Source organism: Streptomyces sp. NPDC002690, assembly GCF_053592415.1.
Genome location: NZ_JBSFVR010000042.1, coordinates 1 through 23664 on the forward strand (window position 1 = coordinate 1; position 23664 = coordinate 23664).

The 23664-nt window shown below is 72.3% G+C and carries 19 protein-coding genes; 9 read left to right on the forward strand and 10 right to left on the reverse strand.

Translation table 11 applies throughout. The features are described 5' to 3' along the window. Window positions 1-188 precede the first annotated feature (188 nt). Together ACWD3D_RS08680 and ACWD3D_RS08685 are read right to left on the reverse strand one after the other, a co-directional pair. Complete coding sequence (locus ACWD3D_RS08680; RefSeq protein WP_387371610.1) at window positions 189-668, reverse strand: DUF2771 domain-containing protein; 480 nt, start codon at window positions 666-668, stop codon at window positions 189-191. Between the two features lie 27 nt (window positions 669-695). Further along, a complete protein-coding gene (locus tag ACWD3D_RS08685; RefSeq protein ID WP_451460178.1) occupies window positions 696-2165 on the reverse strand; it encodes an MFS transporter in 1470 nt (489 codons plus the stop codon). A 424-nt stretch (window positions 2166-2589) separates the two neighbouring features. Between ACWD3D_RS08685 and ACWD3D_RS08690 the strand changes: the two genes are divergently transcribed. Beyond that, window positions 2590-3522 (forward strand): DUF3027 domain-containing protein, encoded by a 933-nt coding sequence (locus ACWD3D_RS08690; RefSeq protein ID WP_451460179.1) that lies wholly within the window; start codon window positions 2590-2592, stop codon window positions 3520-3522. 232 nt (window positions 3523-3754) lie between these two features. After that, window positions 3755-6973 (forward strand): sacsin N-terminal ATP-binding-like domain-containing protein, encoded by a 3219-nt coding sequence (locus ACWD3D_RS08695; protein ID WP_451460202.1) that lies wholly within the window; start codon window positions 3755-3757, stop codon window positions 6971-6973. Between the two features lie 110 nt (window positions 6974-7083). Here the strand turns inward: ACWD3D_RS08695 and ACWD3D_RS08700 are convergent, their stop codons facing one another. The 3 genes from ACWD3D_RS08700 to ACWD3D_RS08710 form a co-directional block, all read right to left on the reverse strand. Next, the gene (locus ACWD3D_RS08700) at window positions 7084-7512 is read right to left on the reverse strand and encodes a VOC family protein (protein WP_451460180.1); all 429 of its coding nucleotides are present in this window, start codon (window positions 7510-7512) and stop codon (window positions 7084-7086) included. Window positions 7513-7959: 447 nt separating this feature from the next. Continuing rightward, window positions 7960-10392: an HAD-IC family P-type ATPase gene (locus ACWD3D_RS08705; RefSeq protein WP_451460181.1), complete on the reverse strand. Its 2433-nt coding sequence runs from the start codon at window positions 10390-10392 to the stop codon at window positions 7960-7962. Window positions 10393-10539: 147 nt separating this feature from the next. Next, entirely contained in the window at window positions 10540-10851 is a 312-nt protein-coding gene (locus ACWD3D_RS08710; protein WP_451460182.1) for a DUF2530 domain-containing protein, read from the reverse strand. Between the two features lie 262 nt (window positions 10852-11113). Between ACWD3D_RS08710 and ACWD3D_RS08715 the strand changes: the two genes are divergently transcribed. Then, window positions 11114-12553 (forward strand): NCS2 family permease, encoded by a 1440-nt coding sequence (locus ACWD3D_RS08715; RefSeq protein ID WP_451460183.1) that lies wholly within the window; start codon window positions 11114-11116, stop codon window positions 12551-12553. An 18-nt stretch (window positions 12554-12571) separates the two neighbouring features. Here ACWD3D_RS08715 and ACWD3D_RS08720 read toward each other — a convergent pair whose 3' ends face one another. Beyond that, the gene (locus tag ACWD3D_RS08720; RefSeq protein WP_451460184.1) at window positions 12572-12856 is read right to left on the reverse strand and encodes a hypothetical protein; all 285 of its coding nucleotides are present in this window, start codon (window positions 12854-12856) and stop codon (window positions 12572-12574) included. 132 nt (window positions 12857-12988) lie between these two features. On the opposite strand from ACWD3D_RS08720, the gene ACWD3D_RS08725 reads away from it, so the two are divergent. The 3 genes from ACWD3D_RS08725 (at window position 12989) to thpR (ending at window position 15633) form a co-directional block, all read left to right on the forward strand. Next, window positions 12989-13429, forward strand: coding sequence for a MarR family winged helix-turn-helix transcriptional regulator (locus ACWD3D_RS08725; RefSeq protein ID WP_451460185.1), 441 nt, complete (start codon window positions 12989-12991; stop codon window positions 13427-13429). Between the two features lie 91 nt (window positions 13430-13520). Next, a complete protein-coding gene (locus ACWD3D_RS08730) occupies window positions 13521-14855 on the forward strand; it encodes an MFS transporter (RefSeq protein ID WP_451460186.1) in 1335 nt (444 codons plus the stop codon). A 184-nt stretch (window positions 14856-15039) separates the two neighbouring features. Beyond that, complete coding sequence (gene thpR / locus ACWD3D_RS08735; protein WP_451460187.1) at window positions 15040-15633, forward strand: RNA 2',3'-cyclic phosphodiesterase; 594 nt, start codon at window positions 15040-15042, stop codon at window positions 15631-15633. Window positions 15634-15886: 253 nt separating this feature from the next. On the opposite strand, the gene ACWD3D_RS08740 is transcribed toward thpR, so the two are convergent. Both ACWD3D_RS08740 and pip read right to left on the reverse strand, forming a co-directional pair. Then, window positions 15887-16882: an aldo/keto reductase gene (locus tag ACWD3D_RS08740; protein ID WP_451460188.1), complete on the reverse strand. Its 996-nt coding sequence runs from the start codon at window positions 16880-16882 to the stop codon at window positions 15887-15889. A gap of 52 nt (window positions 16883-16934) precedes the next feature. Continuing rightward, on the reverse strand, window positions 16935-17918 hold the full coding sequence (pip, locus tag ACWD3D_RS08745; RefSeq protein WP_451460189.1) for a prolyl aminopeptidase: 984 nt from the start codon (window positions 17916-17918) through the stop codon (window positions 16935-16937). Window positions 17919-17973: 55 nt separating this feature from the next. Between pip and ACWD3D_RS08750 the strand changes: the two genes are divergently transcribed. Beyond that, the gene (locus ACWD3D_RS08750; RefSeq protein WP_451460190.1) at window positions 17974-18156 is read left to right on the forward strand and encodes a hypothetical protein; all 183 of its coding nucleotides are present in this window, start codon (window positions 17974-17976) and stop codon (window positions 18154-18156) included. A gap of 30 nt (window positions 18157-18186) precedes the next feature. Further along, window positions 18187-18687: a cupin domain-containing protein gene (locus ACWD3D_RS08755; RefSeq protein ID WP_451460191.1), complete on the forward strand. Its 501-nt coding sequence runs from the start codon at window positions 18187-18189 to the stop codon at window positions 18685-18687. Window positions 18688-18718: 31 nt separating this feature from the next. On the opposite strand, the gene ACWD3D_RS08760 is transcribed toward ACWD3D_RS08755, so the two are convergent. Together ACWD3D_RS08760 and ACWD3D_RS08765 are read right to left on the reverse strand one after the other, a co-directional pair. Then, entirely contained in the window at window positions 18719-20746 is a 2028-nt protein-coding gene (locus tag ACWD3D_RS08760; RefSeq protein WP_451460192.1) for a serine/threonine-protein kinase, read from the reverse strand. Between the two features lie 156 nt (window positions 20747-20902). Next, window positions 20903-22630, reverse strand: a complete 1728-nt coding sequence (locus tag ACWD3D_RS08765; protein WP_451460193.1) for an alpha/beta hydrolase — start codon at window positions 22628-22630, stop codon at window positions 20903-20905. Window positions 22631-22900: 270 nt separating this feature from the next. Between ACWD3D_RS08765 and ACWD3D_RS08770 the strand changes: the two genes are divergently transcribed. Beyond that, complete coding sequence (locus tag ACWD3D_RS08770; protein ID WP_451460194.1) at window positions 22901-23620, forward strand: CPBP family intramembrane glutamic endopeptidase; 720 nt, start codon at window positions 22901-22903, stop codon at window positions 23618-23620. The last annotated feature ends 44 nt before the right edge of the window (window positions 23621-23664 follow it).

Genomic DNA, 23664 nt, shown 5'->3' on the forward strand with positions numbered 1-23664 from the left:
CACCGGCCCGCTGGACGTGCTGGCGGGCCGGTGCGGTGCAGCTCGGCACCGGGCACCCGGCGCACCTCGGGAGCCTCCCCGGACGCGCGTGTGACCGCGTCCCGTTCGGCGGGAACAGCGGTCACGACGAGCACACGCACGGGAAAGGATTCCTCCGACGAGCTACGAGGAAGAGGACGGAACGCGGATCAGTCGGTCTTCTTGAGCTTGAAGTGCCAGATGCCGATGAGCTTCGAACCGTCGGTCTCGACCACGCTGACCTGGGTCTCGTTGCTCGTCTCGCCGGTCTGGCTGGAGAAGAACGCGCTGCCGGTGATCGAGCGGTAGGTCCGCTTGTACGGCTCCTGCTCGGCCTGCTGGCCGTCGATGAAGAGCGTCCAGCCGTTGTCGGCGACCTCCGGGTCGACGCCGAAGCGGACCCGGTCGTCCATGGCGACGTCGATCGACTTGTCGGCCTTCTTGTTCAGGCAGCCCTGGATCAGCGACTCCTTGATGGGATCGCCGTCGTTGTAGCAGGCGGCCTCGGTCGACACCGAGGTCGTGCCGACCGTCACGGTGGCGAGCGGCGTCGGCTTGTCGCAGGCGGACAGGACGAGGAGTCCCGCGGACACGGCACCAAGAGCGACGCCGATTCGACGGCTCTTACCTGAGAAGAACGCAACGGTCATGGGCCGAAGGCTATCGGTCGCTCCGCTTCACGCCACGCGGGGGTGCGGTGAGCCGCGCCGCGCGGAGGTCAGGAGACCCCGTACGGACGTTGCGGCACCCAGCGCGAGGATTCCGGCGGCGACCGACATGCCCAGTACTCCATTGAGCGGCAGCGCGATCCCGATGCCGCCGCCGACCACCCACGCCATCTGAAGGACCGTCTCCGACCGGGCGAAGGCGGAGGTCCGCACCTCCTCCGGCACGTCGCGCTGGATCATCGCGTCCAGCGACAGCTTCGACAGCGCCTGGGTGAAGCCGGCGACCGCGCCGAGCACGGCGACGAAGACCGTCGAGAAGAACAGCGCGGCAAGCACCGCCGCGCCCAGCGCGATCCCCAGCACCGTCGCGACGATCACCTCCGGCCCGCGCGCCCGCAGCAGCGAGCCCACCGCCGTACCGCAGGCGTTCCCCACGCCCGCCGCGACACCGACGATGCCGAGCGAGACGGCCGCGCTCTGCCCGGACAGCGGCTCGTTCCGCAGCAGGAACGCCAGGAAGAAGATGAGGAAGCCGGAGAGCGCGCGGTGCGCGGCGTTGGCCTGGAGGCCGTGCAGCACGGAACCGCCGACCGACCGCAGCCCCGGCGGACGCTCCCGCTTCTCCCCCTTCCGCCGCCCGGCCGCTTCCCGGCGTCCGGCGCGCTTGGCGGAGAGCAGCGTCGAGCCGGTCCGGGCGCCCTGTGTACGGGCGGTGGGCGCGGGCACGACGGGCACGCCCTGCTCCTCCGCGAGGCGGGCCCGCCGCTCGCCCTTGGCGGAGTCCACCTTGGACGGCAGGGTGAAAGCGAGGAAGGTGCCGCCCAGGAAGATCACACACGCGCCGAAGAGCGGCCACGCCGATCCGGCCATCTGGAGCCCCGCCCCGATCGGGGCCGCGATCCCGGTCGCCAGCAGTCCGGCCAAGGTCACCCGCGAATTGGCCTTCACCAGGGAGAACCGCGGTGGCAGCAGCCGCGGCACGACAGCGCTGCGCACCACCCCGTACGCCTTCGAGCAGACGAGCACCCCGAGCGCCGCCGGGTACAGCTCCAGGCCGCCGGTGGCGACCGCGCTCGACATGGCGATCGCGAGCAGCGCGCGGACCAGCATCGAGCCCGCCATCGCCGCCCGGCGGCCGTGCGGCAGCCGGTCGAGGAGCGGACCGATCACCGGGGCGAGCAGGGTGAAGGGCGCCATGGTGATCGCCAGGTAGAGCGCGACGCGGCCCCGGGCCTCGTCGGTCGGGACGGAGAAGAACACCGTGGAAGCCAGCGCCACCGTGATCATCACGTCGCCCGCGCCGTTGACGGCGTGCAGCTCGATCAGTTTGCCGAGCCCGGACTCACCGGCGCCGTGGGCGTGCGTCACCTTGCGGATGGACCGCCCGGTGCCGAAGAAGCCCGAGTGCAGCGCGCGTCTCATCGACCGGCCCGCCCTGCGGAAGGGGCCGGAGACGTCGTGCGACCGGACGGAAGCCACTTCGTCATACTGCCCCAACCTCTCTCCGGCGAACCGACGACAGCGCGGGGCATCCGCCCACGAAGGTGCGGACGGCGGTACGGCGAGGTCGCGCGTGCCGCGACGGCGAGAATTTCCCCGGCGTCAGGCCGGCGGAATCCGTCGCGTCACGCATCGGAAAGGTCGCGTTTGGGACGGGCAGGTGGGCGAGGGGCGGCGGAGAGGGTAGCGTGCGTTACGCGCCACCGGCGGTTGTTCTTGGCCGCGCGCCTCTCCGCGATCCCGCAGAATGGGTCCTGAGAAGCACGCCCGAGGCAGGCAACAACGGGTGTGGACGTCGACGCGGTCCCCAGGTCCGCTCCGCCCACAGCCGTCATGGCTGAAATCGGACATCGATGGAGCCATCGGCGCGCTCGTGAGACTGCGTAGGAGAGAAGCGAGACCTGTGAGTGCTGCGACGACGCGAAGCCGTACGGCCCGTACCCCTGTTCCCGACCGGCTCTGTGCCGAAGCGGTAGACCTCGCGCGCGCCGCGGCCGAGGAGGCCGCCGCGCCCGGTGAGGTCGGCGAGCACGTGGCCGTCGTGGCCGAAGGGGACCGGGTCGTCACGCACTACTTCGAGTGCGAGATGTTCGGCTACCGGGGCTGGCGCTGGGCGGTGACCGTAGCCCGGGCCTCCCGCGCCAAGAACGTCACCCTCGACGAAACGGTGCTGCTGCCCGGCTCGGACGCCCTGCTCGCCCCGGAGTGGGTGCCCTGGAGCGAGCGGCTGCGCCCCGGCGACATGGGCCCCGGCGACCTGCTGCCCACCGAGGCGGAGGACCTCCGCCTGGAGCCCGGGTGGACCGGCGAGACCGTCGACGAAACGGAACCGCCGGAGGTCTCCGAGGAGCTGTCCGCCCTCGCCGACACCGAGGACGCCGAGCTGACGGGCCGGCGGCCCTCCGCGATCGGCCGCGGCTCCATCGCCTCGGTCGCCGAAGAGCTCGGCATGCGGCGTGCGCGGGTGCTGTCCCGGTACGGGCTGCACGCGGCGGCCGACCGCTGGGACGAGGAGTTCGGCCCCAAGACGCCGATGGCACAGGCCGCCCCGGCGACCTGTGTGAGCTGCGCGTTCCTTGTCCCGCTGACCGGTTCGCTGCGGCAGGCCTTCGGTGTCTGCGCCAACGAGTTCGGTCCGGCCGACGGCCACGTCGTCTCGCTGGCGTACGGCTGCGGCGGTCACTCCGAGGCGGCCGTCATGCCGAAGCCGCCGACGCCCGCACCGCACGCGCTCGACACCATGCGGGTGGACACCTATCAGCTGCACCCGGACCGCGACGGCGGCTCCGTCCCCGACGAGACCGACGCGCACGCCGAGGACCTCGGCCACTCCTGAGGCACCGCGACGCACGGCGGACCCGGTGGACCACCGGGTCCGCCGGGCTGCGCCCCGCGCACCCCGCGCACCCCGCGCACCCCGCGCACCCCGCGCGCCCCGCGCACCCCGCGCACACCTGCCGTACCCACTCCCGTGAACCGCGCTGTCGTCTCCGCGCGGTACGTTCGGGCGCACACTGGGCGGCAACGCCCGACGGGTAAGCGGAACAGAGCGGAGTCGAAGCGTGAGCATGAAGGCGACCGAGGGGGCCGATCCGTTCGGGACGGCACGGCTGCGGCGCGGCGTGCTCGACGCCTGGGGTGCCGGGCCCGCCCGCTTCCGCGAGGACGCCAACGCCGAGGAGGATCTCGCCCTCGGCGGGTACCGCGACCGCCTCGTCGTGGAACTCGCGCAGAACGCCGCCGACGCCGCCGCCCGAGCCAAGACGCCCGGCCGGCTCCGCCTCACCCTGCACCCCGGCGAGAACGGCGCACCCACCGTGCTGGCCGCCGCCAACACCGGTGCCCCGCTCGACGCCACCGGCGTCGAATCCCTCTCCACCCTGCGCGCCTCCGCCAAGCGCGAGGGCCACGAGACGTCCGTGGGCCGCTTCGGCGTCGGCTTCGCCGCCGTGCTCGCGGTGAGCGACGAACCCGCCGTCCTCGGCCGCCACGGCGGAGTCCGCTGGTCCCTCGCCGAGGCCCGCGTCCTCGCCGAGGGCGCGGCCGTCGGCAGCCCCGGCCTCGGGGACGAACTCCGCCGCCGCGACGGCCACGTACCGCTGCTGCGCCTCCCGCTGCCCGCCGAGGGCACCGCGCCCGAGGGGTACGACACCGTGGTGGTGCTGCCGTTGCGCGACACCGCCGCCGAGGACCTGGTCGAGCGGCTGCTCGGCTCCATCGACGACGCACTCCTGCTCACCCTGACCGGACTCGACGAGATCGTCGTCGAAACCCCCTCCGGCGTACGGACGTTGAGGCGCTCCGCGCACGGCCCGTACATCCACGTCGAGGACTCCGCGCACGGCGTCAACCGTTGGCGCACCGTCTTCCACCACGGGCCGATCGAGCCCGCGCTGCTCGCCGACCGGCCGGTCGAGGAGCGGCTGCGCCCGCACTGGTCCGTCACCTGGGCCGTGCCCGTGGACGACGACGGCTCGCCCCGCCACCCCTCCACCGCCCCCGTGGTGCACGCCCCGACGCCCACCGACGAACCCCTCGGCGTGCCCGCACTGCTCATCGCCTCGCTGCCGCTGGACACCACCCGCAGGCACCCCGCGCCCGGCCCGCTCACCGACTTCCTGGTGGAGCGCGCGGCCGACGCGTACGCCGAACTCCTCGCCGACTGGCACCCCGTCTCCACCGGCACCCTGGGCCTCGTGCCCGGACCGCTCGGCCAGGGTGCGGTGGACGGGGCGCTGCGCGCGGCGATCCTCCAGCGGCTGCCCCGGGTCGCGTTCCTCGCGCCGGCCGTACCCGCCGACCCGGCCGCCGCGATCGCACCGGTCGCCGGGGACTGGGCCGACGACTGGGCGGAGCCCGGCGCACCCGACGCCGTCCGGCACCGGGACCACGCGGCCCTGCGGCCCGTCGAGGCCGAGGTCGTGGAGGGCGCGGGCGCCGAGACCGTACGGGTCCTCGCCGAGGTCCTGCCGTGCCTGCTGCCCGCCGGACTGGAGCGCCGCACCGAACTGCGCACCCTGGGTGTCGGCCGGGTCCCGCTGACCGAGGCGATCGACCGGCTCGCCGGTCTGGAACGCGAGCCCCACTGGTGGCGGCGGTTCTACGACAGCCTCGCCGGGGTCGACCCGGACCGCCTCTCCGGGCTGCCGGTCCCGCTGGCCGGGGCGCCCGACGCACCCGAGGGGCAGCCGCCCCGCACCACGATCGGCCCGCGCCAGGTGCTGCTGCCGCTGCCCGACGCGCCGGCCGGCCCGGTGCTCTCCCGCCTCGCCCGGCTCGGCCTGAAGGTCGCCCACCCGGACGCCGCGCACCCGCTCCTGGAGAAGCTCGGCGCGCTGCCCGCCACCCCGCGCGCCGTACTGACCACCCCCCAGGTGCGCGCCGCCGTCGCCGGATCGCTGGACGCCGGGGAGATCTGGGACGAGGACGCGCTCGACGGGGACGAGCTCGTGGAGACCGTCCTCACCCTGGTGCGCGACGCCGAGCTGAACCCCGGCGACGAACCCTGGCTCGGTGCCCTCGCACTGCTCGACGAGGACGGAGAAACCGCGCCCGCCGGTGAACTCGTCTTCCCTGGCAGTGAGTTCGCCGACATCATGCGCGAAGACGAACTCGCGCTCTGCGACCAGGAGTTGGCTGAGCGCTGGGGAGAGCAGCCGCTCACCGCCTGCGGGGTCCTCGCGACCTTCGCCCTCGTGCGCACCACCGACGTGGTGCTCGACCCGGACGAAATGGATCCCCGCGACGGTGACTTCGCCGAACCCGACGACGCCGGCCTGTTGGACGCCGTGGACGTCTGGTGCGAGGACCTGCTCGACCAGCTCCCCGACACCCCGGTGCCGCCGGTGGCCACCGAGATCGTCGCCGTGCGCGACCTCGACCTCGTCGCCGACGACGCCTGGCCCAAGGCGCTCGCCATGCTCTCCCGGCCGCCGCTCCGCGACGCCCTGACCCAGCCGGTCCGGGTGCTGCTCCCGGACGGTACGACCCGCTCGGTGCGCCCGTACACCGCCTGGTGGCTGCGCGACCACCCGGTGCTGGAGGGCCGCCGCCCGGCCGGGGTCCGCGCGGCGGGCGGCGACCCGCTGCTGACCGGCCTCTACGACGCGGTGGACGCCTCCGGATTCGACGACGCCCAGGTGCTCCGCGCCCTCGGGGTGCGTACCACGGTCCAAGCCCTGCTGGACGAGCCGGGCGGCGCCGCCGAACTGCTGGGCCGCCTCGCCGACGAGGACCGGCCGGTGACCGCCGTACAACTGCACGCGCTCTACACCGCGCTGGCCGACCTGGACCCCGAACAGGTCACCCTGCCGGACGAGTTGCGGGCCGTCGTGGACGGCGCGGTGGAGGTGGTCGACGCGGCGGACGCCGTCGTCGCGGACGCCCCCGACGTGCTGCCGCTCGCCGGAGGGCTGCCGCTGCTCCCGGTCGCCCCGGCCCGTGCCGCCGAACTCGCGGAGCTGTTCCAGGTGCGACGGCTCGGCGAGACGATCGAGGCCGAGGTGGAGACCGAGGGCGAGGAACGCGAGGTGCCCGAGCCGGTCCGCGTCCTGCTCGGCGACCGCACCCCGGACACCTACGTCGAGCACGAGGAACTCCACGCCGGGGGCGTCGAGCTGGACTGGCGCCGCGCCCCGGACGGCACCGTGCACGCCTCGACCCTGGAAGGGGTCGCGGCCGGACTCGCCTGGGCGGCCGGCCAGTGGCCCCGCCGCTTCGAGGTCGCCGCCCTGCTGGAGGACCCGTCCCGCACCGAGGAACTGGCCCGGGACCGCTGGTTCGACTGAGCCCTCGGTGCCCGGTGGGCCGCTGTCGCGGGGCTCACGCCCCGAAGCGGCGGCCCACCGGGGCAGGAAGGGCCGGACGAACGGCCCGGGACCGCCGCCGGGCAGCCCCGTCAGGGGCGGACGTAGGGCCGGGTGATGATCTCCATGTGGTGGCCGTCGGGGTCCTCGAAGTAGGCGCCGCGACCGCCGAACAGGCTGTTGGTCCGTCCCGGTTCGGTGTGGCGGGGGTCGGCCCAGTAGGTGACGCCGACCGCCTCAAGGCGGGCGATCATGGCGTCGAACCGCGCTTCCGGCACGAGGAACGCGTAGTGCTGCGACTGGATCGGTTCGTCGGTCTTCTCGTAGTAGTCGAGGGTCACACCGTTGCCGAGATCGACGGGGAGGAACGGCCCGAACGGGGCGCCGACCTCCAGTCCGAGGATCGCGGCGACGAACTCGGCCGACAGATGCCGGTCCGTGGCGTAGACGGCCGTGTGGTTCAGCTGGACGGCGGTGGCCGACAGCTCGGACGCGTGCGGGTGCTGCTGGTCGTACGACATCAGTGGTGTCCCCGAGTCTCTTGAGTCCGCTGGAAGGGGGCGCCGAAGGCGGGCGCCGGGAGCGAAGACGCGGAGGAGGGGGGCGGGCCTCTCGGTGGTGTCCGGCCGATCACGGCCGGGTGCGCGGCCTCCGGCAGGGCACCCGGCGGCGTTGCCGGAACAGCTGAATCGCTCGGCGCCGAGGGCGTTCCAGCGCCTTGCGGTGCACCGCACCGGACGCCGGGCCCCGTACGGCCCCGATCCGCCGGCCACCGTCTGGCCCGGCTCGGGCTCACGCCGAGGCCGGGAGCCCCACTCGTGCATGGCCCATGGCCGACCCGGCAGTCACCCGAGCGACCTTAGCCGCCCTCAGGGGCCGGGTCCATGCTTCTTCCCGGAGCCTTGGTCCGGGGCCCCGGGCGCCTCCTCGCGAGGACGGGACCGGGCCACCGGCCTCCCGGACGGGGCTCACGCCCCGAAGCGGCGGCCCACCAGGCGCCAGACGTACTCCAGCAGTACCGAGGCCGCCGCCGCGACGGCCACCGCCGCCCACGGCATGGTGGTGCCGACCAGCTTCAGCGCGAAGAAGTGCTGGAGCCACGGCACCGCGAGCACGATGAGGAACGCGGCCCCCATCGAGGCGACCAGCAGAATCCGCCACCAGGTGTACGGCCGGGCGATGATCGCCAGCACCCACATCGACACCAGGAACAGCGTCAGCGTGGCCGCGCTGGTCTCCGCGTCGAGCGCCCCCGCCCCGGAGTAGTGGCTCCCGGCCAGCATGTACGTCAGGAAGGTCGCCGCCCCCGCGATGACCCCGGACGGGATCGCGTACCGCATCACCCGGCGGACGAAGTGCGGCTGGGCCCGCTCCTTGTTCGGGGCGAGTGCCAGGAAGAACGCGGGGACACCGATCGTGAGGGTCGAGAGCAGCGTCAGGTGCCGGGGGAGGAACGGGTACTCCACCTGGAAGCAGACCACCAGGATCGCCAGCAGCACCGAGTAGACCGTCTTCGTCAGGAACAGGGTGGCGACCCGGGTGATGTTGCCGATCACCCGGCGGCCTTCGGCGACCACCGACGGCAGGGTGGCGAAGCTGTTGTCGAGCAGCACGATCTGCGCGACCGCCCGGGTCGCCTCCGACCCCGAACCCATCGAGACACCGATGTCGGCGTCCTTCAGCGCGAGCACGTCGTTGACGCCGTCGCCGGTCATCGCGACCGTGTGGCCGCGCGACTGGAGGGCCGCGACCATGTTCCGCTTCTGCTGCGGGGTGACCCGGCCGAAGACCGCGTTCTCCTCCATCGCGCTCGCCATCGCGTCCCTCTCCTCGGGCATCCGCCGGGCGTCGAGGGTGTGCTCGGCGCCCGGCAGACCGAGCTTTCCGGCGACCGCGCCCACCGAGACGGCGTTGTCCCCGGAGATCACCTTCGCGGCGACCCGCTGGTCCGCGAAGTAACGCAGCGTCTCCCCGGCGTCCGGCCGCAGCCGCTGCTCCAGCACCACCAGCGCGGTGGGCAGGGAGCCGGCGGCGGCGTCCGGGCCGTCGAGGGTGCCCTTGGCCCGGGAGAGCAGCAGGACCCGCAGCCCCTGCCGGTTCAGCTCCTCGATCGAGGTCAGCTCGGGATCACCGTCGGGGAGCAGCACGTCGGGAGCGCCCAGCAGCCAGACGGAGTCGGCGGCGGAATCACCCGCGCCGCCCTCCCGGAAAGCGGCGCCGCTGTACTTGCGGGCCGAGGAGAACGGCAGGGTGTCCGTCACCCGCCAGCCGCCCGGGTCGGGGTAGGCGTCCACGATGGCGAGGAGACTGGCGTTCGGCCGGGGGTCCGAGCCGCCGAGGGCGCCCAGCACCCGGGAGACGTACGCCTCGTCGGCCGAGCCCAGCGGGCGGACCTCCGTCACGTCCATGCCGCCCTCGGTGAGGGTGCCGGTCTTGTCGAGGCAGACGACGTCGACCCGGGCCAGCCCTTCGATGGCGGGCAGCTCCTGGACGAGGCACTGCTTGCGGCCGAGGCGGATGACGCCGATCGCGAAGGCGACCGAGGTCAGCAGCACCAGCCCCTCCGGGATCATCGGCACGATCCCCCCGGCGCTCCGGGCGACCGACTCCTTGAAGTCGTTCTCCTTGACCACCAGCTGGCTGATGACGAGCCCGATCGCGGTCGGGATCATCATCCAGGTCACGTACTTCAGGATCGTGGAGATGCCGCTGCGCAGCTCGGACTGGACGAGGGTGAAGCGGGACGCCTCCTCCGCCAGCTGGGCGGCGTACGCCTCGCGCCCGACCTTGGTCGCGGTGAACGCCCCGCCGCCCGCGACGACGAAACTGCCCGACATCACCGGGTCGCCCGCGCGCTTGAGCACCGGGTCGGCCTCGCCGGTGAGGAGGGACTCGTCGATCTCCAGGTTGTCGGCCTCGCCGACCGTGCCGTCCACCACGACCTTGTCGCCCGGCCCCAGCTCGATCAGGTCGCCGAGCACGATCGCGGAGGTGGAGATCTCGCCGGCGGACCCGTCGCGCCGCACGGTGGGTTTCGCCTCGCCGATGACGGCGAGCCCGTCCAAGGTCTTCTTGGCCCGCCACTCCTGGACGATGCCGATGCCGGTGTTGGCGATGATGACGAAGCCGAAGAGGCTGTCCTGGATCGGCGCGACGGCCAGCATGATCACCCAGAGCACGCCGATGATCAGGTTGAACCGGGTGAGGACGTTGGCGCGGACGATCTCGGTGAGCGAGCGCGAGGAGCGGACGGGCACGTCGTTGACCTCGCCCCGCGCGACCCGCTCCGCCACCTCCGCGGTGGAGAGCCCGCGGGGGTCGTACGCGAGGGGAGCGGCCTCTTCGGAGGGGGAGCGATCGGGGGTCTGTCCCCCGGAGGAGTCGATTGCCCGCTGCGTCATGGTTCAGACGGTACGGGCGGAACGCCGGGTCAGCCCGTGAGACGGGGCTGTACAGGGGGAGGGGCGGCCCGCGCGGCGAAAGGGGGCGAGCCGGGCGGTGCGGTACGGGCGGTCAGCCGGCGGTGCCCGGTGCGGTAGGGGGAGCGGTCAGCCGGCGGTGCCCGGCGTGTCCGGCCCGTCGTCACCCGTCACGGCGGCCGCCGCGGCCGCGCGGAGAGCGGCGTGACGCTTGAGGGCCGCGTCGCGTCCGCGTACGTACCAGATGCCGATCAGGCCGAGTCCGGCTCCGGCGAGGCAGGTCCACACCCACCAGAGGTGGCCGTGGTCGTCGAACCAGCCGTAGAAGGGGAGCTGCACGAGGAAGAGGACGAACCAGAGGATCGTGCCGCCCGTGATGGTGGCGACGACGGGGCCCTCCAGGGGCTCGGGCGCCTCGTGCTTCGGTGTCCACTTCTCCATGGCCCCAGTCTATGGGCCACCCGGTCGGGTACGGAGACGCAGGCCGGTTGGCTGATAAGGAACCCATACATAAGTGCCCCGACCCCTTGTGGCACAAGGGTCTACGCGCGGAGATAGCGATCTTCGCCTTATGTATTCATACTTAATCCGTTCGGGAATGGCGCGATTTATTCGTGTAAAAGTCCAAAGACGGTCACCCTTCCCCCGCCCCCACTTGATCCAGGGCCTGCTTCTCGGCTCCTCCGTACGTCTGAGGTCATACATGTCCCGCTCGGCCACCGCAGAGGTCGACCCCAGCCCGCCGAAGAACGGGCTCGACCGGTATTTCAAGATCTCCGAGCGGGGTTCCACGGTCGCCCGTGAGATCCGCGGCGGATTCGCCACGTTCTTCGCGATGGCGTACATCATCGTGCTCAACCCGATCATCCTCGGCAGCGCCAAGGACATGTACGGGCACCAGCTCGACGGCGGCCAGCTGGTCACCGCCACCGTGCTGACCGCCGCGTTCACCACGCTGCTGATGGGCGTCATCGGCAACGTGCCGATCGCGCTCGCCGCCGGTCTCGGCGTCAACACCGTCGTCGCCCTCCAGCTCGCCCCGCGCATGAGCTGGGCGGACGCGATGGGCATGGTCGTCCTCGCGGGCATCGTGGTGATGCTGCTGGTCGCCACCGGGCTCCGGGAACGCGTGATGAACGCCGTGCCCACCTCGCTCCGCAAGGGCATCTCGATGGGTATCGGACTCTTCGTCCTGCTCGTCGGGCTGGTCGACTCCGGATTCGTCTCCCGCATCCCGGACATCGCCCAGACCACCGTCCCGCTCCAGCTCGGCAGCGGCGGTCACCTGCTCGGCTGGCCGGTCCTGATCTTCGTGCTGGGCGTGCTGCTCACCCTCGGGCTCATCGTCCGCAAGGTGCCGGGCGCCATCCTGATCTCGATCGTCGCCATGACGATCCTCGCGCTGATCATCAACGCGGCCGTGGACCTGCCGGCCGGCGCCTGGGGCCTCACCGTCCCGGAGTGGCCGGGCAACCCGGTCGCCTCGCCGGACTTCGGCCTGCTCGGCGACTTCAGTCTCTTCGGCGGATTCTCCAAGGTCGGGGTGCTCACCGGCATCCTCTTCGTCTTCACCGTGCTGCTGTCCTGCTTCTTCGACGCGATGGGCACCATCCTCGGCGTCGGCGACGAGGCGAAGCTGACCGACGCCAACGGCAACTTCCCCGGCATCAACAAGGTGCTGTTCGTCGACGGCATCGCGGTCGCCGCGGGCGGTGCGACCTCCTCCTCGGCCTCCACCTGCTTCGTGGAGTCCACCGCGGGTGTCGGTGAGGGCGCGCGTACCGGCCTCGCGAGCGTGGTCAGCGGACTGCTCTTCACGGTGGCGCTGTTCCTGACGCCGCTGGCGACCATGGTCCCCTCGCAGGCGGCCACCCCGGCGCTGGTGGCGGTCGGGTTCCTGATCGTCGCGAGCTCGGTCCGGGGCGTCGACTGGAGCGACTTCACCCTCGCCATCCCGGCGTTCCTCGCCATGGTGATGATGCCGTTCACCTACTCCATCACCAACGGCATCGGCATCGGCTTCATCGCGTTCAGCGCGATGCGGCTGGCGGCCGGCCGGGGCCGTGAGGTGCCGGTGGCCATGTACGTGGTGTCGGCCGTGTTCGTCTTCTACTACGCGATGCCGGCCCTCGGCCTCACGTGATCCCCGGCGGTGGGCGGATCACCGGGCCGGGTCGGGTGACCCGGGCCGGGTGATCCGGTCCGCCGGTGCCTGCGGCCCCTGGGCCGCCACGGGTCCCTGTGCCGACGCGGGCCCCTGTTCGGCCTGGGGCCCGTAGAACTTCTCCGTCTCGTCGACCGCCGACTTGAAGCGTTCGTCGAAGTCGTCGCGAATGAGCGTCCGGACCACATAGTCCTGGACGCTCATTCCGCGTTTTGCGGCGTGCTGACGGAGCCGGTCGAGCAGCTCACCGTCGATCCGCAGGCTGAGTACTGTCGATCCCATGCCAAGCAGGGTCGCCGCCCCGGCGCGCTCAAGGTGTGACTTTCCGTGCTTGACTCACTCGTTCGAGTGAGCGTTTTCTCGCGCGTACCACCGATTGGTCTTTAGTTAAAGTAATGAGTTACGCTAAGGACCATGCCTGACCTGATCCACGACGGCGACAGTGCCGCCGCCGTGAGCTCCCTCCGCTCCGCCGTGATGCTGCTCGGCCGACGCCTCAAGCACCAGCGCGTCGACGAGTCGCTGAGCCCCACCGAGATGTCGGTGCTCAGCACCCTCGCCCGGTGCGGTTCGGCCACCCCCGGTGAGCTGGCCCGCAAGGAGCACGTCCAGCCCCCGTCGATGACCCGCATCGTCGCGTTGCTGGAGGCGAAGGGACTGGTCAGTCTCGAACCGCACCCCGACGACCGTCGCCAGAAGAAGGTCAGCCAGACCGAGCAGGCCGAGGCCATGCTCAGTGAGAGCCGTACCAAGCGGAACGCCTGGCTGGCCGGACTCGCCGAGGGCCTGGACGAGGACGAGTGGGAGAAGCTCAGGGTCGCCGCACCCGTGCTCGAGAAGCTTGCCCACCTGTGACGCCCCGGGCCGGCCGGACCACAGCCGCCGTGCCCGCCGTCGTTCCCTCGTCACCTGCCAGCAGTCACCCACGCCGAGGAGGCGAACCCTTTTGAGTACGGGATCCGGAGCAGACTCCGCCCCCGCACCGACCTCCACCCACGACAGCATGACCGGCGGGACCTTCTCGTCGCTGAAGATCCGCAATTACCGCCTGTTCGCCACGGGCGCCGTGATCTCCAACACCGGTACCTGGATGTCCCGCATCACGCAGGACTGGCTGGTCCTCAGCCTCACCGGGTCCGCCGCGGCCGTGGGTATCACCACGGCCCTCCAGTTTCTCCCGATGCTGCTCTTCGGCCTGTACGGCGGCGTGATCGCCGACCGCTTCCCGAAGCGCAAGCTCCTTCTCGTCAGCCAGGCCATGCTCGGCCTGTGCGGCGTGGCCCTGGCCTCCCTGACCCTCGCGGGCGTGGTGCAGGTCTGGCACGTCTATCTGATCGCGTTCCTGCTCGGCATGGTCACGGTCGTGGACAACCCGGCCCGCCAGTCGTTCGTGTCCGAGATGGTCGGCCCGAAGCAGCTCCGCAACGCCGTCAGCCTGAACTCCGCGAACTTCCAGTCCGCCCGGCTCATCGGCCCCGCCATCGCGGGTGTCCTGATCACCACGGTCGGCAGTGGCTGGGCCTTCATGTTCAACGGCCTGTCCTTCGTGGCACCCCTCGTCGGCCTGCTGATGATGCGGACGGGCGAACTCCACCAGACGGTGATCGTGCCCCGCGCCAAGGGCCAGCTCCGCGAGGGCCTGCGGTACGTGAAGGGGCGCCCGGAGCTGATCTGGCCCATCGCCCTGGTGGGCTTCGTCGGGACCTTCGGATTCAACTTCCCGATCTGGCTCACCGCCTACGCCGACGAGATCTTCCACGGCGGTGCGGGCCTGTACTCCTTCTTCAACATCCTGATGGCCGTCGGCTCCCTCATAGGGGCCCTGCTGGCAGCCCGGCGCCGCTCCTCGCGGCTGAGGATGGTCGTCGCGGCGGGCACCCTCTTCGGGCTGCTGGAGGTCGCGGCCTCGCTCTCGCCGGCCGTCTGGATCTTCGCGATCCTGCTGGTGCCGATCGGGATGCTCGGCATGACGACCAACATCAGCGCCAACACCAGCGTCCAGATGGCCGCCGACCCGGCCATGCGCGGCCGGGTGATGAGCCTCTACATGATGGTCTTCGCCGGCGGTACGCCGGTGGGAGCCCCGATCGTCGGCTGGATCAGCGACACCTACGGCCCCCGCGTCGGCTTCGCGGTCGGCGGCGGCATATCACTGCTCGCGGCGCTGACCATCGGCTTCATGCTGGCCCGAGTCGGGGGCCTGAGGCTGAAGGTGGACCTCCGCCCGGGGCGCCCTCACGTCCGCTTCGTCCCGCGCGAGCAACTGGCGACGGCGGCGTAGATCGAGCGATCGCTGACACCGTTCCGCCCTCCTTCCCGCGCGCGGGGGAAGGAGGGCGGAACGGCTTTCCGTGGGCTCCGGCCCCGGCGGAGCCGCCCCGGGGCGGCTCCTGCGCCGGGCAGCCACGCGGTACGACGCTCCGTACGGGCTCCCGGGCACGTGGGCAACTGCGAGACTCGCCCGCATGAGCAGAAGGAAGGACCCCGTCGTCACCCAGCGCCTCTTCGCCGCCGTCCTGCCGCCCGCCCCCGCCGTGGAGGAGCTGCGTACGGCCGTCGCCCCGTTGCGCGTGCTGCCCGGGGCGCGGAGCCTGCGGTGGACCGGGGTGGAGGGGTGGCACTTCACGCTCGCCTTCCTCGGGGAGGTGGACGAGGCACTGCTGCCGGAGCTGTACGGGCGGCTGGAGCGCGCCGCCCACCGGAGCGAGCCGTTCCCGCTCCGGGTGCACGGCGGCGGCCGGTTCGACGGGCGGGTGCTGTGGGCCGGGGCGGCGGGCGGGCTGGACGCGCTGCGGCTGCTGGCGGAACGCGCCCACGCCGCCGCCCGCAGGGCGGGTGTCCCGATGGAGGACCACCGCCGCTACAGCCCCCACCTCACGCTCGCGCGCAGCCGCACGGACGTGGACCTGCACCCGTTCACGGCCGCGCTCGAGGGGTTCGAGGGGACGGCCTGGGAGGCGGACTCGCTGAGCCTGGTCCGCAGCAACCTGCCGGTCTCCGGTGTTCCCGGGGAGCAGCCGCGCTACGAGGTGGTGCGGGCCTGGCCGTTGGGGCGGTGACGGCGGCGGCTGCCGGTGCTCCGGCTCCGGGCGCGGCCGGCTGCCGGGGCGGGTGACGGGGGAGACGGGTGGGGCGGTTAACCTCGTCGGGTGGATCCGAAGACCAGAAACCGCATCATGGCCACCGTTCTCGTGCTGATGTTCGTCGTCGTCGCCGTGGCGGCGGCCGTGGGCAACTGACGACACCGGGCACCCCGTCCCCCCGACGGCCGACCGCCCGCCGGGGAGACGTTCAGGAGTGCCTGAGCCCGCTCTACCAGGCGAAGCTCTCCGGGGACGGGCCCGGGCCGGGGAAGATCTCCTCCAGCGAGGCCAGCACCTCCTCGGACAGCTCCAGCTCCACCGCGCGCAGCGCGGAGTCGAGCTGCTCGCGCGTGCGCGGACCCGAGATCGGGCCGGTGATGCCCGGACGGGTCAGCAGCCACGCCAGGCCGACCTCGCCGGGCTCCAGACCGTGCTTGTCGAGCAGGTCCTCGTACGCCTGGATCTGGGCGCGCACCTTCGGGTCCGCGAGACCCTCGGCGGAGCGGCCGCTGGTGGACCGGGCGCCGCCGCCCTCGCGCTCCTTGCGGAGCGCGCCGCCGAGCAGCCCGCCCTGGAGCGGCGACCAGGGGATGACCCCGAGGCCGTACTCCTGGGCGGCCGGGATGACCTCCATCTCGGCGTCGCGGGCCATCAGGTTGTACAGGCACTGCTCGCTGACCAGGCCGAACGAGCCGAGGCGCTTGGCCGTCTCGTTGGCCTGGGCGATCTTGTAGCCGGCGAAGTTGGACGAGCCCGCGTACAGGATCTTGCCCTGCTGGATCAGTACGTCGATGGCCTGCCAGATCTCCTCGGCCGGGGTGGACCGGTCGACGTGGTGGAACTGGTACAGGTCGATGTGGTCCGTCTGGAGACGCTTGAGGCTGGCGTCCACGGCACGGCGGATGTTGAGCGCCGAGAGCCTGTCGTGGTTGGGCCACGCCTCGCCGTCCGGGCCCATGTTGCCGTAGACCTTGGTCGCGAGGACGACCTTGTCGCGGCGGTCGCCGCCCTGCGCGAACCAGGTGCCGAGGATCTCCTCGGTGCGGCCCTTGTTCTCGCCCCACCCGTAGACGTTCGCGGTGTCGAAGAAGTTGACGCCCGCGTCCAGTGCGGCGTCCATGAGCGTGTGGCTGTCGGATTCGTTGGTCTGCGGGCCGAAGTTCATCGTCCCGAGAACGAGGCGGCTGACCTTGAGGCCCGTGCGTCCGAGCTGCGTGTACTTCATGATTCCCCACCCAACTCCTTCGAGTGCGCTCGAAGCAAGGGGGCCCGGCCATTCAGGCGGGCTTGCCCGCGAACCGGTCGAGCGCCGCCAGTTCGGCGCGGGAGGTGTCGGCGCCGCCCAGGTGTCCGGCGTCCGCGATGACGGTCAGTTCCGCGTCCGGCCAGGCGCGGGCCAGCTCCCACGCGGTGGTCAGCGGGGCACCGAGGTCGAAGCGGCCGTGGATCAGCGCCCCCGGGATGCCCGCGAGCCGTCCCGCGTCCCGGATCAGCTGCCCGTCCTCCAGCCAGGCGGCGTGCGCGAAGTAGTGCGAGCAGATCCGGACGAACGCCAGCCGGTCCAGGGAGGGCCTGCTGGTGTACGCGGGCGGCATCCCCTCCGCCGACAGCACCGCGTCCTCCCAGACGCACCAGTCGGCCGTCGCCCGCTCCCGTACGCCGGGGTCGGCGCTCTCCGTCCGCCGGGCGTACGCCGCGACCAGCGCGGCGGCCGACGGGCGGGGGTCCGTCACCTCCGGGACGCCCGCGCGGAAGCGGTCCCAGGCCTCGGGGAAGATCTGGCCGGCGCCCCGGTAGAGCCAGTCGATCTCGCTGGGGCGGGTCGTGGTGACGCCCGACAGCACGAGCTCCGTGACGCGCTCCGGGTGCGTCTCGGCGTACGCGAGGGAGAGCGTCGACCCCCAGGACCAGCCGAACAGCAGCCACGCCCCGATGCCGAGGTGGGTGCGGAGCTTCTCCATGTCGGCGATCAGGTGGGCGGTGGTGTTGCGCCCCATCGCGGTCTCCGGGTCGGCGGCGTGCGGGGTGGAGCGCCCGCAGCCGCGCTGGTCGAAGAGGACCACCCGGTACAGCTCGGGGTCGAAGTACCGCCGCGGCCAGGGCTTGCAGCCGGAGCCGGGGCCGCCGTGCACGACGAGCGCCGGCTTCCCCGCCGGGTTGCCGCACACCTCCCAGTACACGAGGTCGCCGTCGCCGACGTCGAGCATGCCGTGGTCGTACGGCTCGACGGGCGGGTAACTCGCGTCGGGGTCGCGGTACATACGGCTCCTTCTCGCGGCTGAGGGGAAACGATCAGCCTACGGGGCCGCCCCACGTGTGCGGGCGCTGCTCAGGCGGACCCGGCCGTCTGCTCCGTCCGTCTCCCTGGATCTGCGCACGGCCGTCCACGGCGCGGTGTCGCTGCGCGTCAACCGGCCCGATCTGCGCCGGCCCCCGCTGGAGGACCAGGTGGCCCGGTTCCTGACGAAGCTGGTGGGCATCCCGCTCGCTCCGGAGTGACAGGGGCGCCCCGGGCGTACGCTCAAAGGCGTGAACGCCGTGCCCAGGAACCTCGCCGTACTCGCCGACGCCCTCGCCCAGGCCGGCCCGGAGGGCCGGGGCGCGCTCTGGCAACTCGCCGAGCAGGGAAGGGAACTGGACGCCAACCTGGTGCGGCTGCCGCCGGGCGCCGAGGTCGGCGAGCACCAGGAGGACACCCTCGACGTGCTCCTCGTCGTCCTCGCGGGCAGCGGCCTGATCGTCACCGGGGAGACCGCGCTGCCGCTCGCCCCGACCACGGTCACCTGGCTGCCCCGCACCTCCCGCCGCTCCGTCGCGGCCGGGCCGGAGGGCCTCGCCTATCTCACCGTCCACCGCCGCCGTCCCGGCCTGACGATCGCCTCCGCACCGCCCGGGGCACGGGTGCGGGAGGCCGGGGGCGGCGAGGCGCCGTGCGCGCTGGACCGGGTCTGCCCGGAGTGCGGCAGGCTCACGGAGGGGCGGGCGCCGAAGTTCTGCGCGGAGTGCGGGGGACGGCTCGGCGGACGGTGAGCAGCAACCGGGTCGCGTCCCGGTGGAGCGCTCAGGAGTCCTCGCACTCGGTCAGCTTCGGCCGGTTCGGCGCCGACTCGTTCGCCATCAGCTTCGACAGATGCTTGGTGTACAGGTCCTCCCACTCCTGACCGTTCACGATCGCCCGCAACGCGTCGCACACCTCCTTCTTCAGCTCGGGTTCGCCCGGCACCATCGCCACGCCGTACCCCTCGGCGCCGCCCGCGTTGCTGATCTGCTCCAGCTTGTCCGGGTCCTGCCCGACGTACCCGGCGAGGATGATGTCGTCGGTGGACACGGCGGAGATCCCGCTCTTGTCGTCCAGCAGGTAGTCCACGCACAGCTGGTACGAACTCTGCCGCTTCGTCAGGTTGTACCCGGCGTCGGTCAGCCACTTCTCGTACGTGGAGCCGCGCACCGTACAGATCTGGGCGTTGTCGCCGATCAGTTCGGCCGCGTCGGTGTACGCGTGCTCGACGTCCTTGCGTACGAGGAAGCTGCGCAGCGCCGTGTAGTACGGCCCCGCGAAGACGATGCCCTGCTGCTTGCGTTCCGGGGTGATGCTGTAGCTCGCTATCACCAGATCGACACGCCCCGCCGAGAGCATCGACGCCCGGTTCTCGCTGTTCACCGGCACGAAGCGGATGTCCTTCGCCCCGTAGCCCATGCGCTTCGCGATCCGGGTGGCGAGGTCTATGTCGTACCCGGCGTAGGAACCGTCCGTCTGCCGCTGGCTCAGTCCGGGCTGGTCCTCCTTGACCCCGATCTTCAGCTCGGCGTGCGCCTTCTTGTACGTGGGTGCGGTCGCGGTCGCCTTCTGCCAGGTCAGCCAGCCGCCGCCGGCCAGCAGCACCGCGCACCCGAGCGCCGCAGCGGCGAGCACGGCCCGCCGACGCGGCCGACCACCGCCCGATGCCGGTCCCTTGCCGCCGTTGCCGCCGCCGTCGTCGTCTCCCGCACCGGCGTTCCCCTCTCCGGCCGGGAGCCGGGAGCCCTCGTTCCGGCGGTGCGTCGGCGGGTCGAGCGCCGGAGGGTCACTGGTGACCGCCATCAGCATCGCCTCGGTCTCCCGGGCGGTCGGCCGCTCCAGCGGGTCCTTCCGGAGCAGCGCCCCGATCACGGGGGCGAGCGGCCCCGCGTGCACCATCGCGGGCAGCGGCTGTTCGTACACGGCGATGAAGATCTCGTACGAACTGAGGCCCCGGAAGGGCGCGTGGCCCTCGACCATCTCGAACAGCGTCACCCCCAGCGACCACAGGTCGGACGCGGGGGTACCCGGCTTCGGCAGCGCCTCGCCGCCCCGGTGGACCAGCTCCGGCGCCAGGTACTTCGGCGTGCCGATGATCTCCTGCGACTTGGTCAGCTGGACCGCGCCCTCGAATGTGGCGATGCCGAAGTCCATGAGCAGCGCACGGCCGTTGGGCCGAAAGAGGACGTTGTGCGGCTTGACGTCCCGGTGCAGTACTCCCGCCTCGTGCACCGCGCACAGCCCGCGCAGCACCTGAAGGGCGATACGGGCGGCCTGCGCCACCGGCAGTCGGCGCTGCTCGCGCAACAGATCGGCCAGAGAACGCGCGTTGAGCAGCTCCATCACGATCCAGACCTGGTTGCCGGCCTCGATCACGTCGTGCACGGCCACGACGTTCTGGTGTCCGATCCGGGCGATGGCCTGCGCCTCGCGCCGCGCGCGCTCGACCCACTGCGCCTGCGTCTCCGGTTCCACCGCACCCCGGTAGAGCAGCCCCTTGACCGCCACCCGCCGCCCGAGGCGCCGGTCCAGCGCCTCCCAGACGACGCCCATACCGCCCCGGCCCAGCTGGCGTTGGAGTTCGTAGCGGTCGGCGATCACCATGTGCGGGTGGAGTTCGGGCTCGGTGCCGTGCGTGTCCTGGCGGAGCGGGGACTCGTCTCCGAGGTGCTCGGGCGCGTCTCCGAGGTGCTCGGGCGCGTCTCCGAGGAGCTCGGGCGCGTCTCCGAGGAGCTCCGGGCCGGTCAGGTCGCCGACGGACTCGTCCTCGAAGCCCGTTTCCGGCTCGTCGGCCGTTCCCTCGCTGCGCATGCCACCCCCTGAGCACTACATGGAAGCAACAGGGTAGACGGTCCGTCAGTGCCGAAACGGGTCACCGGACTTGCGGTTATGTCACGCTTCGGAAGGCGGCTGGACGGGGAGTGCGGGAGTGTGGGCCCCCTCCTCTCCTCCGGCGCCACTTGGCTTTCACTCCTCCTTCTGCTTGTCCCGTAGCTCCTGCTGCCGCTCCAGGGTGTCTTCGAGGCGGGCGGTGTCCTCCCCGGTCCACCCGGGTGGCCGAGTCACGGCGGCCCATCCCGCGACCGGGAGGGTGCCGAACCGGTGCCCGTATCCCACCGGTACGGAGTCGGCCGCCGCGAGGTCGCAGGTCACCTGCCAGAACGTGACGAACGGGTACCAGCGCATCCCGGGGGAGACGTCCGGCGCCTTCGGGCCCACCAGCCACTGCGGTCGAGACGTCAGCAGATCGGGGGACCACCACGTCACGGGGTCCGACCCGTTCTGGAGGTACACGACCCGGGGCGCGTCCCAGACGGCACCCGCCGGCCTGCCGAAGTCGTCCTCGCGGCGGGCGTACCGCACGGTGCGGCCGTCCTGGTAGACCGGCAGCCAGAGCGGAGTGCCCCGGTCGCGGGCCTTGCCGAGCCGCTCCCACATCGGGTTCCGCAGGGTCGGCCCGACCAGCAGCGCGCCGTCGCTGCGGGCGGTCATCCTCGCGAGCTCACCGTCGAACGCCCCCTCGGTGGCGTACGAACCGAGGGACTCGCCGGACACCAGCAACCGCGGGCGTTCACCGGCGGGCAGCGCGGACCAGTGCGCGTACACGGCGTCGAAGAGCGCGGAACCGGCCACGGCGGCCTCGCTCTCGGTCAGGAACGAGAGCCAGCTCGGCAGGTACGAGTACTGGAGGGCGACCGCCGCACTGTCCCCGCCGTACATGTACTCCAGCGGCTTGGCGAGGCTCTCGTTGACCCAGCCGCTGCCCGTCGTACCGAACACCACCAGCACCTTCCGGCGGAAGGCGCCCGTCCGCTCCAGCTCCTGCACGGCGAGATCCGCGCGGCCCCGCAGGGTCGCCGAGGACTCCAGACCGACGTACACCCGCACCGGATCCTTCGCCGGATCGCCGGTGAACGCGGAGATCTCCGCCCGGGTGGACGCGTTACCGACGAAGTCCCGGCCGTTCTTCCCCAGTGAGGACCAGCTCTCCAGCGAGGACGGGCTGCCCGAGAGCGTCGGCAGCAGGGGGCGGGCGATCCCCTTGCTGGTCGACCCGTTCGTCAGCGACGCGCTGCTCTCCACCAGGTTCACCAGCCCGCGCAGCAGGAAGCCCTGGACGGCCCCCACCACCACGACGACCGCCACCGCCGCCGCCACCATCAGCGCCCACGGGCGCGGCACCAGCCGCTCCAGCGGGCGCGCCAGCGTCCGCGTGCCCAGCCGGACGGACCGGGCCAGCACGACGAGCAGCCCGCAGAGCAACAGCGCCACGAAGGGCACCAGCGTCCACTGCCACCACACCACCCCCGGCTCCATGTCGACCGCCCGCCGCGCGTCGCCCTGCCAGTGCACACTGCGCACGGTCACCGCGACGACGGCCGCGACCCCCAGCGGTACGAGCATCAGCCACGCCCACCGGCGCGTCGCCCCGCCAGGCCGCGCCCCGCAGCGCCGCGCGAACCATCCCAGGACCGCCCCCACGCCGTAACCGGCCGCCGCGGTGACCCCGGCCGCCAGCGACTGGACCAGCCAGGAGCGGGGGATGAGCGAGGGCGTGAACGAGGCGACGTAGAAGAGGACCGCCACGACCACCCCCGCCCAGCCGGGCCGACGCCGTACCACCGGGCGCCGGACGAGCCGGGCGGCCGTCTCGGGCTGCCCCTGCTCCCGGGTCGATCCGCCACTTTCGGTCATGGGGGCCTCCCGGTCGCCTCGGCCGCACTCACCCGGCCGCTCCAGAGGCACGCTAGGCGGAACGCCACGCCACCGGACGGCGACACCCTGTGACGGAGTCGATCCGTGGTGGCCGGGGGCGCCGCGCCGTTCACGAGTTGCCCGGACCGGGGGCGGCGCCGAAAGTGGACCCCACATGGGGGAGAGCGGGCCTCACGTGGGGAGAGAGTGGACCCCACATGGGGAGAGAGTGGGCCTCACGTGGGGAGAGAGCGGGCAGAGGGAGACGGCATGGCTGAGGGGCGGCGGCTTCCCCTGAACGGCGCGATCGCGCTGACCATCGCCATCCTGGTCGCCACCAACCTCGTCAACCACGTCTTCCTCCACGGCTGGGGCCTGGTCGTCTCCCTGGTCGTCACCCCGGTCCTGCTCGCCGTGTGGAAGTGGTCCGGCGGTACCTGGCCCGAGGCCGGTCTCGGCCGGGGCACCTGGGCGAAGGGCGCCCGCTGGGCCGCCGTACTGATCGGCCTGGTCGGACTCGTCTACCTGGTCGGCGCGCTGCTCCCCGCCACCCGCGACCTCTTCGAGGACCAGCGCAACAGCGGCCTCTCCGGCGCCGAGGTCGCCTACCGCATGCTGATCCAGGTCCCCGTCGGCACCGTGCTGCTGGAGGAGGTCGCGTTCCGCGGGGTGCTGTACGGGCTCCTCGTACGCGCCCGGGGAACGGTCACCGCCACCGTCGTCTCGTCCGTCCTCTTCGGGATGTGGCACATCCTCCCCTCGCTCCACCTGGCCAGCGACAAACCCGCGCTCTCCGGCCTCTTCGGCACCTCCTCCGCCGGAACCGTGCTCGCGGCGGTCGTCGCCGACATCGGAGCGGTGCTGTTCACCGGGGCCTCCGGCGTCCTCTTCTGCGAGCTGCGCCGCCGCAGCGGCAGCCTGCTCCCCCCGATGGGCCTGCACTGGGCGACCAACGCGCTGGGGTACCTGACCGGGTTCCTCCTGCGGTAACGCCGTTGCGGCGGCTCCGCGCGTCCGGGTACGTTCCTCCGGCC

Excerpts from the sequence above, each read along its gene's own strand:
- ACWD3D_RS08705 (WP_451460181.1), bottom strand. The coding sequence starts at position 10,392 with ATGACGCAGCGGGCAATCGACTCCTCCGGGGGACAGACCCCCGATCGC.
- ACWD3D_RS08765 (WP_451460193.1), bottom strand. The coding sequence starts at position 22,630 with ATGACCGAAAGTGGCGGATCGACCCGGGAGCAGGGGCAGCCCGAGACG.
- ACWD3D_RS08680 (WP_387371610.1), bottom strand. The coding sequence starts at position 668 with ATGACCGTTGCGTTCTTCTCAGGTAAGAGCCGTCGAATCGGCGTCGCT.
- ACWD3D_RS08720 (WP_451460184.1), bottom strand. The coding sequence starts at position 12,856 with ATGGGATCGACAGTACTCAGCCTGCGGATCGACGGTGAGCTGCTCGAC.
- ACWD3D_RS08725 (WP_451460185.1), top strand. The coding sequence starts at position 12,989 with ATGCCTGACCTGATCCACGACGGCGACAGTGCCGCCGCCGTGAGCTCC.
- thpR (WP_451460187.1), top strand. The coding sequence starts at position 15,040 with ATGAGCAGAAGGAAGGACCCCGTCGTCACCCAGCGCCTCTTCGCCGCC.
- ACWD3D_RS08700 (WP_451460180.1), bottom strand. The coding sequence starts at position 7,512 with ATGTCGTACGACCAGCAGCACCCGCACGCGTCCGAGCTGTCGGCCACC.
- ACWD3D_RS08710 (WP_451460182.1), bottom strand. The coding sequence starts at position 10,851 with ATGGAGAAGTGGACACCGAAGCACGAGGCGCCCGAGCCCCTGGAGGGC.
- ACWD3D_RS08695 (WP_451460202.1), top strand. The coding sequence starts at position 3,755 with ATGAAGGCGACCGAGGGGGCCGATCCGTTCGGGACGGCACGGCTGCGG.
- ACWD3D_RS08760 (WP_451460192.1), bottom strand. The coding sequence starts at position 20,746 with ATGCGCAGCGAGGGAACGGCCGACGAGCCGGAAACGGGCTTCGAGGAC.
- ACWD3D_RS08770 (WP_451460194.1), top strand. The coding sequence starts at position 22,901 with ATGGCTGAGGGGCGGCGGCTTCCCCTGAACGGCGCGATCGCGCTGACC.
- ACWD3D_RS08740 (WP_451460188.1), bottom strand. The coding sequence starts at position 16,882 with ATGAAGTACACGCAGCTCGGACGCACGGGCCTCAAGGTCAGCCGCCTC.
- pip (WP_451460189.1), bottom strand. The coding sequence starts at position 17,918 with ATGTACCGCGACCCCGACGCGAGTTACCCGCCCGTCGAGCCGTACGAC.
- ACWD3D_RS08715 (WP_451460183.1), top strand. The coding sequence starts at position 11,114 with ATGTCCCGCTCGGCCACCGCAGAGGTCGACCCCAGCCCGCCGAAGAAC.